Genomic DNA, 13,299 nt, shown 5'->3' on the forward strand with positions numbered 1-13,299 from the left:
ATGGATGAGAATCCCCAGATTGTGCTTGCCGTCGATGTCGGCGGGTCGCATGTGAAAATCATGAACAGCGCTGACGGCGTGGAAAGCAAGGCTGTTTCGGGTCCTGAAATGGATGCGGCTGCCATGGCCGACGCGGTCGATACACTTGCGTCAGGCATGGATTATGACGTTATCGCCATTGGTTATCCGGGTCCGGTTGTTCACAATCGTATTTTGACGGAGCCGCATAACTTAGCGGCCGGATGGACAGGTTTCGATTTCGCAAAGCGGTTCGGCAAGCCCGTGCGCATTGTCAACGATGCTCTGATGCAGGCTATGGGAAGCTATGATGGCGGACGTATGCTGTTTCTCGGCCTTGGCACCGGCCTGGGAGCGGCCATGATCGTCAACTACGTCACCCAACCCATGGAACTGGCGCATCTTCCCTATCGAAAAGGCCGCAGCTATGAGGACTACCTCGGCCAGGCGAGCCTGAAAGAGCGCGGGCACAGGAAATGGGAGAAACATGTGTTGAGGGCTGTAGAGCAACTCAGCACGGCACTGGAGCCGGACTATGTTGTCATCGGCGGCGGCAATGTCACCAGGTTGAAAACACTGCCAACCAATGCCCGTCACGGCGATAACGCCAATGCATTCAAGGGCGGATTTGCTCTATGGCTGGATTCCCGGTACCAGACTTAACTGCCCTTTGACTTCTGAAGACAGCGTGGCCTTCACTTTAGGAGCTGCCGCTGCCTTGGCGATCTATTGAATGATGATTGTTGGTCTCAAGAAGCGGATAAATCGTCGGCTTGGGCCATTTTGCATGTTCAATTTGCTTTTTTTATAATCGCGGTCAACGCTCGGTGCCTATGGCGGTGTTAAACGCCACAGCGGACACTCAGATAGACATGACAACCACTTCGGCGCGTCTAAATTCTGTTATCATTGCAGGTCTTATTATGTACTTAAGCCATCGAACACTTCGAGGAGTGCATCAACAATCGCTTGACCCATTGCATTCCCCGCAACGCCGATCTGTGCCTCGTCCATATCACGAGCAGCGAGTGCGAGATGTCCCCCTTGTTCAGCGACAATGGCACGCGCCCGTTCTATCGCCCAATTTGCAAAGTCTGCACGTGTTTCAATGGTAACGGTATCCAATGGAGCCTCCGATTCGGTTTATACAATTTTAACATTGTGAGTTCACGCCGAAGTGCGACCTGCGTGGCTTTCAAGCTACCTGGCATGTCGCATCTGCGCGAGCAGTTTCTTGCGGAAGACCTCAGCCGGCGTTCGGTAGCCGAGGCATTTACGCGGTGTCTGATTGAGTTGATTGCAGATCTCAATCAGATCGGTGTCGGCTACGGACAAGGGATCGACGTCTCTCGAAAGCCATTTTCGCGCTCGCCGGTTGGTATTTTCGACCGTTCCTTTTTGCCAGGGCGATTGTGGGTCACAAAACCATGTTTGCGTGCCTATGCCTGCCTGAAGGTACGGCCAGTCAGTGAATTCGGTGCCTCGGTCAAATGTCATCGATCGGCGGGCGAGGTGAGGGAGGCTCTTCAGCGCCTGGATGATGCCATCCATGACCGGGCGGGACTGGCGATCATTGTTACGTAGCAAGATCGTAAAGCGGCTCACCCGCTCAACAAGCGATGTCACGTTGGCCTTGCCGAACTTCTTCCGGAACTGAATCAGATCGCATTCCCAATGTCCGAACTGCTTGCGTTCAGCAACGACATTCGGACGATGCAGAATGTTGAGTTCCGGGCCAAACCTTTGACCATGCTTACGTCTTGCATGTCGTGGTCGTCGCTTAGCTCGATGCTCCGGCAGGTGACGCCACAGCTTGATGGCATGACCGTCGGCCGAGTATGCGAACTTGTAAATTGTCTCGTGACTGACAAAGATCGGATGCTGTTCCAGCCGCATGCGACCGGCGATCTGCTGGGGCGACCAACCATGCATGATCCGGTCGATCACAGACTGCCTCACATTCGCAAAGCGCGCCAGCTTCCGCAGCTTGGCCCGCCGTTCGCAAGCCATGTCATGCGCCGTGACGCAGTAATAGCCATTGAGGTCCGGGGCCACCTCATCGATAAACGTATTCCGCTTGATTTCACGAAAGATCGTCGAGCGATGGCGACCGAGTGTCTCGGCGATCATCTCAATACTCTGGCCCGCCATACGCCAGCGAGCGATCTTACGGCGTTCGTCCAAGTCGATATGGGAGTAGGTGCGTTTCATTGCAGCTTCCTTGCAAACGATAAACCTTTGTTATCTATTGCAAGTCGCACTTCATCCTTGAACCCACCCCTCTACATACAAGAGTTAGATAAGATAGATTATGGAACATAATTCAAAAGGGAATTTTGATCCAATTTCAGATAATCCCGATGTAACGTGACGCGAACTGTTCTCTGTTAAAGTCTGCACGGCACCTCTCCATTTCATCTCAATTAAACAGAGCCTTACGGAACCGATCGCAGGGGTCACCCTCCGACGCCGCGTCACAAGAAGAGCAAGGCAGGCTCATCGCCTGCCTTGCTCTTCAGTATCAGGTCGCTGGCAGGACTGCGATGTCCCGCACCTCATTTTCCAGACCAGAGATCGCGCCGACTTCGGTCGCTGCGCCCGTTTCGAGATTGACGGTGTAAAGCATCTTACTTGCCACCAGATAGGCCGCGTTCTTGCCGCCCTCCATTCCTTGAATGTCGAAGGCATAGGTCGCGGGCTTGTCTTTCAGGCCAAGCTTGCCGATGGCTTTCAGTGTGCCGTCATTCGGCTTTGTCTGCTGGATCAACGCTCCGATAGTGGCGTCGATATTGTACATCGCAGTCTTTTCCGGCTTGCCGATGGAATTGGTATAGGCGGCGGCTACAATGTTCGGGGTCTCGCCCTTATGCATATCGCCCTCTTCGAAAGCGAGCACGCCGTCAACCGTCACGGCACCCGTATCGGGGTGAACGCGGTGGTTGGTGGTGCCGGTCATGAAGCGCAGGCGGTCTGCCATCGGGTTGAAATCGACCACGACAGGCGCGTCAGTCATGGTCAGCATCTTGTCCATCTTCGCCACTTCGCTTGCAGCGCCCGTCTCCAGGTTGATGCTGACAATACGGTGGTCCGGCGTAACGCCAATGATCGTCTTATTGCCGGGGCGATAATCGATGCCGACGAGCTTATCAACGCCGGTAACATCCATCGTCTTTGTCACGGAAGGCTTTTCCGTATCGAAAATCACGAGCGTCTTGTCGCCGCTCAATGCCAGAACGGGTGCCGCAAAGGCCGATGTTGCCGTGGCAATGACGGATATGGAGGCTGCTAAAGTAAAACGAATGGTCTGCATGTTTTTCTCCCGTGCGTTCAAAATCGAAGAAGGTTCCGCCGTCTGGCTCACGACCTTCCATCTTGAAGACACAACAGACGATGCGTTTAGATGCAGCGCTCGAAAATATTTTTGATGACTGCATCTATTCCGCTCTCGCGGCGGGTATAGTTTGTAAGAGGCAGGCGGTTTGCGCACTGATCTAAGGAGATGGTTTTGACAGTGATGGGCTCCAGGCCGGTTAATCTCGATGAGGCGCTTGATGGCTGCGCAAAGGGCGACCGCCTGGCATTGCGACACATCTTTGATCAGGAGGCGGGTAAGCTCATCGCGGTTGCCCAGCGCATCGTCAGACGTCGCGAGCTTGCTGAAGAGGTCGTGCAGGACTCCTTCATCCGTATATGGACGCATGCCTACCAGTACCGTTCTGATAGCGGTTCGGCGCGTGGCTGGATCTATGCCATCGTTCGAAACCGGGCGCTCAACCTGTTGCGTGATGGCAAGCGGGAACATTCCGTCGAGGAGTTTGAAACGCTTAAGGACGATCAGCAGACGGATGAAATCATGGCAGCATGGCATCGCCTGGATCGCAATTCCCGTCTCTATGGCTGTCTCGGTGCGCTAGAAGATACAAAGCGGCAGGGAATTCTCATGGCCTATGTTGGCGGTTATTCCCATGGCGAAATTGCAGGCAGGCTGCGCATTCCGCTCGGCACCACCAAGTCGTGGATCAGGCGCGGGCTTCTGGCGCTGCGGGAGTGCATGGCATGAGCTACGACCGCAAAGACGTAGCGCATCTCGCCGACGAATATGTGCTGGGATTGCTCGAGCCAACGCAGGCGGAAGAAATCGAGAATGCCATGGAACGTGATCCTGAACTCAAGGCTGCTATTGCTGCCAGTCGAGATCGCTTCCTGCCGCTCGATACGAGTATGGCTCCGCGACCCGTCAGCGAGGATCTTTGGAAGCGTATCGAGGCTTCCCTGCCAGTTCAGGACAACCGTCCCGCCAAACCAAACACACATATCGCAAACGATAATGGCTCTCGCCGCTGGAAGTTGGCTGCACTTACGTCGCTTGCCGCCTCGCTACTGCTCGTCGTCGGCCTCGTCTACAGCCTGACCAGAACGGTGGAGCCACTCGTCGTCGCCGTCTTGGTTAACGAGGCGGGAGAGGTTCAGGCGGTTGTCGAGGATTTCGGCAATAACCAGGCCTCCGTGCGGCTCCTGGCGGATTTCGTCGTTCCGCGTGACAAGACGATCCAGGTCTGGACCCTGCCCTCTCGCGATGTCGGGCCGGTCCCTCTCGGCCTGCTGGAAGGCGTGCGTTCCGCCCGCCTCCATGGGCCGACGCTGCCGAAGCCGCGCAACGATCAGCTTTATGAGTTGACGCTTGAGCAGGCAGGCGGTTCGCCGACAGGCCGTCCCACAGGACCGATACTTGCCAAGGGATTTGCCCGCATGCCGCGATGACGCTTCAGTGGCATAGGCAACTGAGCAAATGACCGGTTCGCCGAAGACTAATTAAACCCTCTATTAAATGGCGTGACGTTTCTAACCTCGGGCAAGACGTCGCTGACTGGAGCAAGCTGGTCGCCGAAATATTGCCGGGTCATCTCCTCTGAGTGTTCTGCATAAGCCAGGTGTTTGACCGGCAATTCCTCCAGCCATTTTCGGCGCAGCGCGATTGCCATGGCTTTCGCTTGCTCCTCACCATATTCGCGTACCGAGAACTTCTCGCGCTTGTGTTCTGTGCGGGTAAGGAGAGATGCTTCCCAAGCCTCGTCCTCTGCCAGTTCGACGTGGCGCACGCCTGAGATGCCACTCTTGTTATTCTTGCGGAGCAGAACGGCCTGCTTGTCAATCGGCGCGGAAAGTTGACCCCATATCGGCGTCCAATGTTGACCCCCGTGTTGACGATCAGCACCTGGATCGCCCGGCACTGGCCGGGGTTGCAGAGGGCGAAACAGGTGTGGGTGATGGGGCTCTTCGGCTTTAGCTTTGAGAGCGGTTTTTGAAGCGCCAGGACTCGTTGCCGGTTTCGACGATCTCGCAGTGATGGGTGAGCCTGTCGAGGAGCGCGGTGGTCATCTTGGCGTCGCCGAAGACGGTTGGCCATTCGCCGAATGCCAGGTTGGTGGTGACTATGATGGATGTGCGCTCGTAGAGCCTGCTGATCAGGTGGAACAGAAGCTGGCCGCCGGCCTGGGCGAATGGCAGGTATCCGAGTTCGTCGAGGATGATGAAGTCGAGGCGGTTGAGATAGTCCGCCGTCCGGCCCTGCTTGCCGCTGCGCGTCTCCGTCTCCAGCCGATTGACCAAGTCGACGACATTGTAGAAGCGCCCGCGTGTGCCGTTGCGGATGAGCGCGCGGGCGATCGCGATGGCCAGGTGGCTCTTGCCGGTGCCCGTGCCTCCGACGAGAACAACATTGCGCTGATCGGCAACAAAGGCTCCGGTGGCCAGGTCGCGGACAAGGCCTTCATTGACGGGCGTGTTGGTGAAGTCGAAGTCGTCGATATCCTTGGCGAGCGGCAGCTTGGCGATGCTGAGCTGGTAGCGGATGGAGCGGGCCTGCTTCTCGGCGATCTCGGACTGCAGAAGATCGCCAACGATACGCGGCGGCTCATGCTGGCGCTTGATGCCGTTGCCCATGACCTCGTCATAGGCGCTGCGCATGCCGTAGAGCTTCAAGGTGCTCATCAATTCCAGAACCTGTGTGCGTTCCATCAGCTTGCCCTCCTGAGGCTGTCATAGCGAGCGCAATCGGCGACCGGCTCATGGGTCAGCCGCAGTGCATCGGGGATTTGCAGGGGCGCAGCCGGAGCAGGATCACGACGCCGCGCCAGTATGTTGAGGATGACGGCAGCCGAGCAGACGCCCTGATCAAGCGCCTCCTGGCAGGCGGCCTCAACGGTCGTGATACCGTCGCCCGGTACGCATCCGAGAATGGTGACCATTTGCCGATCGCCGTCATCGACTGTCTTCAATCGCTTGCGGACCTTCTCCATCGCCGCCGGCATTACCCAGTCGCGGAACGGCGCGCCATTGCGAAGAGCGCCGGGTTTACGGGCCAGGACAGGCACATAATGCCAGGGATCATAGACCGTCTCGCCGCGGCCGAAGCTGCGCCGATGTTCGGCGATGACCGTGCCATCCTGCTTGACCACAATCCGGTCGGCATAGGCGTGGACTTCGACCGGGCGGCCGACAGCCGTTGAGAGGACCGAGTATTTGTTATTGTCGAAACGGACCGTGCAGGTCTTCGAGACCGAGGCCGGAACGCAGTGAAAGCCGTCGAACGGACCGACATAGGGGACGAGGCTGCTGCGTTCGGCTTCGAACATCTGCCAGATCGTCTGGTCGGCCTGTTCCGGATGGTTATGCGCTTTGGCATAGGCGACGCATTTGTCGAGCAGCCAAACGTTCAATTCCTCAAGGCTCTTAACCCTCAGGCGCGGCGTGAAGAAGCGTTCGCGCACCAGGCCAACCTGGTTCTCGACCTGGCCCTTCTCCCAACCAGACGCCGGGGTGCAGGCGACAGGCTGAACAAGGTAGTGGCTGCACATCTGCAGAAAGCGGCGATTGTATAGCCGCTCCTTGCCCACGAACACCGCCTCCACCGCCGTCTTCATGTTATCGTAGATGCCACGCGTGCAGGTACCACGGAAGAAGGCAAACGCCTTGTCGTGGGCGTCAAACACCATCTCCTGGCTCTCGCGCATATAGGCACGTGCAAACATCATGCGGCTGTGGCAGAGCCGGACATGAGCAACCTTCACGGTCGTCGTCGTGCCGTTGATCAGCACGATCTCGTGGCTCCAGTCGAACTGGTAGGCTTCGCCGGGTGCATAGTAGAGCGGCACATAGGCCTGCGCCGTCGCTGATCCCCGGTTCTTCGCCCAACCCTTGGCGTAACGGCGGATCGCATCATAGCTGCCGTCATATCCGAGCGCTCGAAGCTCCTCGTAAATCCGGATCAGCGTTAGCCGTTCGCGCGATGGCCTGCCTTCGTTCGTCGCAAGAAACCGCTCGATCTCCGCCTGCCAGGCCCCCGTCTTTGGCAAAGGCTGCCGCTCGCGCTCGTAGGAGAAGTCGGTCTCGTCGCTGCGCAATATCTTGCGGACCGTGTTGCGGGAAACATGCAGTTCACGGGCGATCTTCTTCATCGACCAACCTTGAACATGAAAGGCCCGCCGGACGCGCGCAATCGTATCCACTCGCTTCAACTCCCTCTCCATCCGCCGTCAAAAGACGGATGGTCAGATAAATCCGAAGGGGGTCAAAATTGGACGCCGATTACCCCGCTAATGGGGTCAATTTTGCACGCCGGAACACAGCGATTGGGAGGACAAGGAGCAGACCCTCGGCAAAATTTCACTGGAACAGCCCTATACACGCAACAAGACCAGCGAGCGCAAGTTCGGCGAGCTTGATGCGGTGACCGCCAGCGAATTGCTGCGCGGCCTGGCGCAGTTGGCCGAGACGGCTGTAAAATGAGCCAAACCGCAGCACTTGACCCGCTCACCCGCTGGCGCCTTATCCTGGGCGAGGCGTCGGACGGTGCCTGCAGCGCTGCTGGCTGCACGATGTCGGGCGATGCCATGGCCATGGATGCAGCTCTCGACTGGCTCTACGGCCGCGATGATGAGGACGGCGCCCGCAATATCAGCCGTCAGGGCGGGCGCGGTCCCTCCGCCCTCACCACGCCGCAATGGATCAACGACATCCATCGGCTGTTTCCCAAGGAAACCATCGAGCGGCTGGAGCGGGATGCGATCGAGCATTATGCCATCGACGACATCGTGACCAATCCCGACGTCCTGTCGCGGGCCGAACCCAACGAGACACTGTTGAAGGCGGTTCTGCGGACCAAGCACCTGATGTCGCCTGACATCCTTGTGATGGCACGCAAGCTGGTGCAGGAGGTCGTGCGCCAGCTGATGGAAAAGCTGGCGCGGGAGATGGCGGTCGCCTTTTCCGGCGTCGTTGATCGGCGGCGCCACAGCCGTTTCAAGATCGCCAGCGATCTCGATTTCCGTCGTGTTCTGAAGGATAATCTCAAACACTACAATGCCGAAAGTCGACAGCTGACCGTAGAGAGGCTGCATTTCTTTGCCCGCAACCGCCGACATATGAAGCAATGGCAGGTGATCCTCTTGGTCGACCAGAGCGGCTCTATGCTCGACTCCGTCATCCATTCCGCCGTGACGGCGGCCTGCCTCTGGGGCTTGCCCGGGGTGAAAACTCACCTCGTCGCCTTCGACACCAGCGTGGTCGACCTGACGAGCGATGTCGATGATCCCTGCGAACTGCTGATGAAGGTACAGCTCGGCGGCGGAACGGATATCCAAAGAGCGGTCGGCTATGCCGCAGATCTGATCACCCAGCCGGAGAATGCGATCGTGATTCTGATCTCGGATTTCTACGAGGGCGCAAGCGAGGCGATGCTGCTGCAAAGAGTGGCCGAACTGACGGCACAGCGCACGCTGGTGCTCGGTTTGGCAGCGCTCGATTCAGACGCCGAGCCGGCCTATGACCGGGAGATGGCGCGTCGTCTGGTCAGCGCCGGCGCCGAAGTCGGCGCCATGACCCCCGGCGAGCTGGCCGGCTGGCTGGCCGCCAAGATCGGACGCTAGGAATGGCACGCGCCGACCTCAACGCATTGACCGATGACGGCCTGACCCAGCTTTCCAATGCCGGGCTGGTCAAGCGTGCGCAGCGAGAGCTTGCAAACGGCACCGGACCTGAGCTTGCCGAACTCGATGACGGTACGATCGAGGCTCGGTTTGCCGACGATACGCTGACACGGCTGGCACCCGGACGTGAGCTTGCCGACGCCAGTTGCACCTGCCCGTCTTCCGGCGTCTGCCGCCACCGGGTGATGCTGGCCATGGCTTGCCGAGAGACGGGGACGCAAGACAGGGACGGACAGCCGGACGTTGCCGTCGCTTGGAACCCTGCCACGCTCGATCTCGAGAGTTTTGAAGCCGCCCTCGCCCCCTCAGCAAAGGCCGAGCTCAATCGTCTGCTCGGGACCCGCCATTCGGTTCGGCTCGTCTACGGCCAAGTGCCTGCTGCAAGGCTGCCGATGGCAAGCGTCCGGTTTCTTGTACCCGGTGACCTCGGCTATGCTCGCTGCGACTGTATCCAGCAGCGGAACTGCGTTCACGTGGCGCTCGCGATCCGCGCTTTTCGTGCTGCCGACGACACGTCGGAAGCCGTGGTCGGGGGCGCATCGGCCATTGCGGCAGGCACAGCCGACACAGGGGCGCTGGCGACCGCCTGCACCGAGCTTCTTGCCCAGCTTCTGGACGTCGGGGTGACTGCGGGCCTGACGGCCCATGCACTGCTGATCGAACGCTGCCGCCGACAGGCCGAAAAGCTTGGCGCGTCGCAGATGCTGCTGGTCCTCGAAGGGCTGGTGGAGCAGATCGAAAGCTATAGCGCCCGGAGTGCACGCTATGACGAGCGGGCCGCACTTCGCCTCGGCGTTGAACTCGTGGCTCGCACTAAGGCCAGCGATGCCGCGACCGCGCTCGGGCTCGGCGAACCGTTCGAAACCGCCATGTCGAAATCGCGCCTGGTGTCGCTCGGTGGCAGGCTGCGGCAGGAGGGCCTGGATGTCAGGGCCTCGGTGCTTCTCGCCGACAGCGACACCGGCGCCACGATGCTGCTGGAACGACTGTTCTCCGCCCTGCCCAACGAGACCGGCCCGCTACAGGCATCGGTTTTACGGCGTCAATTCTCACCCGGCCTGCCGGTGCTGGGAGTGGGACGCGGCCAGATTCTGACCAGCGTCGCCCGGCGGCGGGCCGATGGGCTGCTGGCGCTGGGCAGCGGCACCGGCGGCAAAACCCAGGTGATGCCGCGCAACGGCAATTTTACCTTCGCTTCGCCGCTGGCCGCCCGCCATGTTGATGCCGTGACATCCGACTTCTCAAAGCGGGCGATTTCACTGATCCGGCCGCGCAAACGGGTGGACGACATCCACGTATTCGAGGTCGAGGAAGCCCTGGGGCAGAGTTGGTCCGCCGGCGCGCAGATCTGGGAAGGTGCCGTCCGCCTTGCCAATGAGGGCGGCACGCTTCACCTGGAGCGGGAATTCGATGCCGGCGCGCCAGCCGCAACCGGCGTTTTGGCAGCGGCAATGGAAGGGCGCTGGGGCCGCATTCGCTATATCGCCGGCCCTGTGCGCCTCGATGGCGATGCGCTTGTCTGCGAACCATGGTCGCTGTCCGCCGACCGCTTCATCGTCCCGGATCTCGATACGCCGGAGGAAATGATGGCGACGGTCACACCACGTCAGGTCAGTCAGCAGTCGGATATTCTCGACGAGGTGGAACGGTTGTTGAGCGGTTCGATCCATGCAGGTAGCAAGGCACGCGCCCATCGCGAGGCTGTGGGCAAGCCGCTGAAGGCAAGGCTCATCGCTGCCGGCTTCGTCTCGCTGGCGAGCCGCTTGGGTGACTGGATGGTTGCCGAGCCGGGACGAGCGACCAGCACCTTCTGCGACGTCGCCGTCTGGCTACTGACGCTGAAAGAGAGCCACATGTAAATCGGCGGGGGGCCCGGTGCCGATACGCATGACAAACGGGCTTGTCGCAAACATATTCGGAGCGCGCGATGGTTCGCCGCGCCGTGTTGAAGGATTGGAAGCCAATGATCTTTGGCATGTTCTTCTTTATCCGGATCAGCTACTCGGCAATAGCATTCAGAATCATGGGCTCGCTCCGCAACTTTCGGAGCGGCAAACTCCATACCTCTGGTCAACACACGATTAAACCCGAAAATTTGCGACAAGCCCGGTTTGCGGTCGGGTCGTGGATGGACACGAAACGCTGAAGGTGTCGCGCTGACTTGAAGCGCTTCATGATCCTTTCCCTTCGTCGGACGGGCTGATGGGAGTTTTCCGCCCGATTGTTCAATCCTTTGTGAGAACGATGCTCAACGCCGGGCATGATCTCCCGCTTTGCTGCACCATAGGATCGCAATTTGCCGCCTTGGCACTGCGACGGCTTTGCACCAATACATCGAGAACAAAGCCGTCCTGATCAACGGCGCGCCAAAGCCAGTGTTTCTTTCCACCAATGGTGATGACAACCTCATCGAGATGCCATTTGTCTCCGAGCCTGCCAGCAGATCCTCAACCATACGCAGGCTAAGCGGAAACCGGAAATAGAGCCAAACCGGATTAGCAATCACCTCGGCTGGAAATCGATGCCGACGATAAAGTGGATCACGGCTAGATCTGGTCATGCAGCCAGATCCCTCATTTTGATCGACGTCCGGTAAACGTTACGAGGCCAACTGAACCGTAAGCGAGGCTAAATGCCTCGCCCATGGTTCAGATCGTCTCAGCGAAGAGGGCCAATGGCGGTTTCGACCACATTCAGAACCTTGCCTTCGGTGACCATGGCAAAAGCGGGTTTGATCTGCTTTTGCATATAGCCATCTCCATCCTGCAGCGGGATGACGGCGGCCAGCGCGTCATAAAGTGGTTGTGTGCCACGTCCGAGTTTGAAGCTGCCCAGTGCATGGCGGGTTAGGAAAATTGCCTTGGTGGCCAGCAAGCACTCAACGCCGATGATTTTTGGCAGATTATCCAGCACCTGCTGCGCCTTGCGGCACGACCAAGCCGCCATGGAAACATGGTCTTCCTGACTGCTCTTGGTGGGGATGGTATCGGCGACAGATGGGAAGGCCAGCGTCTTGTTTTCAGAAGCCACGGCGGCGGCGGCGGTGGAAATAATGCCGTAGCCGTAGTTAAGGCCAATGGGCTTGCCAGCAAGGTTTGGCGGCAGACCGTAATTCAGCGTGGTATCGCACAGGGCAAACAACCGCCGCTCGGAGATATTGCCGATTTCAATTAGGGCGATGGCCAGCAGATCCATCGCAAAGGCAATCGGTTCGCAATGGAAATTGCCGCCAGAGAGGAATTCCAGCGCGCCATTTTCATTCCAGAACACCAGTGGATTGTCGGTGGCGGCGTTGAGCTCGCGCGTCAGCACGGTCTTGGCATGCTCAAGCTGATCGCGGCAGCTGCCGTGCACTTGCGGCAGGCAGCGGAAGGAATATTGGTCTTGAACGCGTGGGTGATAGGTTGGGTGCAGGATATCATCTTCGAGATGAACGGCGCGGGCTGACTCTGAGGCGCGGCGTGAGCCTTCGACCATGCGGCGGATGTTTTCAGCTGTCAGGATTTGTCCCGGTTGCTTACGAACTTCGTGGATACGGGCGTCAAATGCGGCCTGCTCACCACGGATCGCTTCGAGGCTCAACGCACCAATCGCGTCTGCGGTTTTCATCAGCTCTTCGGCATCATTCAGCGTCAAAGCGCCCATGCCTGCACACAGACTGTTGCCATTGATGAGCGCCAGGCAATCCTTGGCCTTCAGCTCAAAAGATACCGGGCTGATGCCTGCCAGTTCAAGCGCCTTTGGAGCGGACATGCGCTCCCCCTTGTAGATGGCCTCTGCATCCTCATAACCAATTAGCACAGACACCATATGGGCGAGTGGAGCCAAGTCGCCGGAGGCACCAACAGAGCCTTGGATTGGCACCACCGGATGAACGCCGCTGTTGAGCATCTGTACGAGACGATCAACCACCTCAATGCGCAGACCCGAAACACCAACACAAAAGGCATTGATGCGCACGGCCATCATGGCACGAACGATTTCCTCAGATGCCGGTTCGCCAATGCCGGAGCAGTGTGACAGCACGATATTGAGCTGAAACTGCTCATTATCGGCCTGATTGATCTTGTAATCCTTGAGCTTGCCGACGCCGGTGTTGAAGCCATAGGTCGGCGGTGCATTTTCCGTCAGCCAGTTTTCTTCGATATAGGCGCGCTTTTTGATGATTTCGGCCCGTGCAGCGGCTCCAATCTCAACCTGTGCGTTTTCGCGGGCGATCTGCACCGTTTGCTTGATGGTGAGGCTGTCGCCGTCCAGTATGATCGTTGTCATAGGTCAGTCCTTTATTTGAAAA

General features: G+C 58.6%; 11 protein-coding genes and 3 pseudogenes. 5 read left to right on the top strand and 9 right to left on the bottom strand.

Annotated features, from left to right (window positions below; translation table 11 throughout):
* Positions 1-681: an ROK family protein gene (locus IEI95_RS09570; protein ID WP_156534303.1), complete on the top strand. Its 681-nt coding sequence runs from the start codon at positions 1-3 to the stop codon at positions 679-681.
* A gap of 258 nt (positions 682-939) precedes the next feature.
* On the opposite strand, the gene IEI95_RS09575 is transcribed toward IEI95_RS09570, so the two are convergent.
* The 3 genes from IEI95_RS09575 to IEI95_RS09585 form a co-directional block, all read right to left on the bottom strand.
* The gene (locus tag IEI95_RS09575; protein WP_041699854.1) at positions 940-1,143 is read right to left on the bottom strand and encodes a hypothetical protein; all 204 of its coding nucleotides are present in this window, start codon (positions 1,141-1,143) and stop codon (positions 940-942) included.
* Positions 1,144-1,218: 75 nt separating this feature from the next.
* Entirely contained in the window at positions 1,219-2,229 is a 1,011-nt protein-coding gene (locus tag IEI95_RS09580; RefSeq protein ID WP_194416358.1) for an IS30 family transposase, read from the bottom strand.
* A 310-nt stretch (positions 2,230-2,539) separates the two neighbouring features.
* On the bottom strand, positions 2,540-3,328 hold the full coding sequence (locus IEI95_RS09585; RefSeq protein WP_156536646.1) for a DUF4394 domain-containing protein: 789 nt from the start codon (positions 3,326-3,328) through the stop codon (positions 2,540-2,542).
* 204 nt (positions 3,329-3,532) lie between these two features.
* On the opposite strand from IEI95_RS09585, the gene IEI95_RS09590 reads away from it, so the two are divergent.
* Together IEI95_RS09590 and IEI95_RS09595 are read left to right on the top strand one after the other, a co-directional pair.
* A complete protein-coding gene (locus IEI95_RS09590; protein ID WP_156536647.1) occupies positions 3,533-4,078 on the top strand; it encodes a sigma-70 family RNA polymerase sigma factor in 546 nt (181 codons plus the stop codon).
* On the top strand, positions 4,075-4,779 hold the full coding sequence (locus tag IEI95_RS09595; protein ID WP_156536645.1) for an anti-sigma factor: 705 nt from the start codon (positions 4,075-4,077) through the stop codon (positions 4,777-4,779). Before IEI95_RS09590 ends, IEI95_RS09595 begins: the two co-directional genes overlap by 4 nt.
* A 47-nt stretch (positions 4,780-4,826) precedes the next feature.
* Here the strand turns inward: IEI95_RS09595 and IEI95_RS09600 are convergent, their stop codons facing one another.
* The 3 genes and pseudogenes from IEI95_RS09600 to istA form a co-directional block, all read right to left on the bottom strand.
* The gene (locus IEI95_RS09600) at positions 4,827-5,249 is read right to left on the bottom strand and encodes a hypothetical protein (RefSeq protein WP_194416359.1); all 423 of its coding nucleotides are present in this window, start codon (positions 5,247-5,249) and stop codon (positions 4,827-4,829) included.
* 52 nt (positions 5,250-5,301) lie between these two features.
* Entirely contained in the window at positions 5,302-6,036 is a 735-nt protein-coding gene (istB, locus tag IEI95_RS09605; RefSeq protein ID WP_156543945.1) for an IS21-like element helper ATPase IstB, read from the bottom strand.
* Positions 5,969-7,535 (bottom strand): annotated as a pseudogene (gene istA, locus IEI95_RS09610) (IS21 family transposase). Before istA ends, istB begins: the two are co-directional and overlap by 68 nt.
* A 267-nt stretch (positions 7,536-7,802) precedes the next feature.
* On the opposite strand from istA, the gene IEI95_RS09615 reads away from it, so the two are divergent.
* Entirely contained in the window at positions 7,803-8,945 is a 1,143-nt protein-coding gene (locus IEI95_RS09615; RefSeq protein ID WP_156537444.1) for a VWA domain-containing protein, read from the top strand.
* A 2-nt stretch (positions 8,946-8,947) separates the two neighbouring features.
* Positions 8,948-10,864, top strand: a complete 1,917-nt coding sequence (locus tag IEI95_RS09620) for a YehQ family protein (protein ID WP_156537445.1) — start codon at positions 8,948-8,950, stop codon at positions 10,862-10,864.
* A 49-nt stretch (positions 10,865-10,913) separates the two neighbouring features.
* Here the strand turns inward: IEI95_RS09620 and IEI95_RS29775 are convergent.
* The 3 genes and pseudogenes from IEI95_RS29775 to IEI95_RS09630 form a co-directional block, all read right to left on the bottom strand.
* Positions 10,914-10,997, bottom strand: a pseudogene (locus IEI95_RS29775) (IS6 family transposase); the annotation flags it as partial.
* Positions 10,998-11,114: 117 nt separating this feature from the next.
* Positions 11,115-11,565 (bottom strand): annotated as a pseudogene (locus tag IEI95_RS09625) (IS6 family transposase); the annotation flags it as partial.
* Positions 11,566-11,663: 98 nt separating this feature from the next.
* Positions 11,664-13,277, bottom strand: coding sequence for a histidine ammonia-lyase (locus IEI95_RS09630; RefSeq protein WP_156534878.1), 1,614 nt, complete (start codon positions 13,275-13,277; stop codon positions 11,664-11,666).
* Positions 13,278-13,299 lie beyond the last annotated feature (22 nt).

It is taken from the genome of Agrobacterium vitis (assembly GCF_014926405.1).
Taxonomy (GTDB): Bacteria; Pseudomonadota; Alphaproteobacteria; order Rhizobiales; family Rhizobiaceae; genus Allorhizobium; species Allorhizobium vitis_H.

What these genes read in the sequence shown, in the direction of transcription:
- IEI95_RS09570 (WP_156534303.1), top strand. Translation starts at nt 1, where the DNA reads ATGGATGAGAATCCCCAGATTGTGCTTGCCGTCGATGTCGGCGGGTCG.
- IEI95_RS09580 (WP_194416358.1), bottom strand. Translation starts at nt 2,229, where the DNA reads ATGAAACGCACCTACTCCCATATCGACTTGGACGAACGCCGTAAGATC.
- IEI95_RS09585 (WP_156536646.1), bottom strand. Translation starts at nt 3,328, where the DNA reads ATGCAGACCATTCGTTTTACTTTAGCAGCCTCCATATCCGTCATTGCC.
- IEI95_RS09590 (WP_156536647.1), top strand. Translation starts at nt 3,533, where the DNA reads ATGGGCTCCAGGCCGGTTAATCTCGATGAGGCGCTTGATGGCTGCGCA.
- IEI95_RS09595 (WP_156536645.1), top strand. Translation starts at nt 4,075, where the DNA reads ATGAGCTACGACCGCAAAGACGTAGCGCATCTCGCCGACGAATATGTG.
- istB (WP_156543945.1), bottom strand. Translation starts at nt 6,036, where the DNA reads ATGGAACGCACACAGGTTCTGGAATTGATGAGCACCTTGAAGCTCTAC.
- IEI95_RS09615 (WP_156537444.1), top strand. Translation starts at nt 7,803, where the DNA reads ATGAGCCAAACCGCAGCACTTGACCCGCTCACCCGCTGGCGCCTTATC.
- IEI95_RS09620 (WP_156537445.1), top strand. Translation starts at nt 8,948, where the DNA reads ATGGCACGCGCCGACCTCAACGCATTGACCGATGACGGCCTGACCCAG.
- IEI95_RS09630 (WP_156534878.1), bottom strand. Translation starts at nt 13,277, where the DNA reads ATGACAACGATCATACTGGACGGCGACAGCCTCACCATCAAGCAAACG.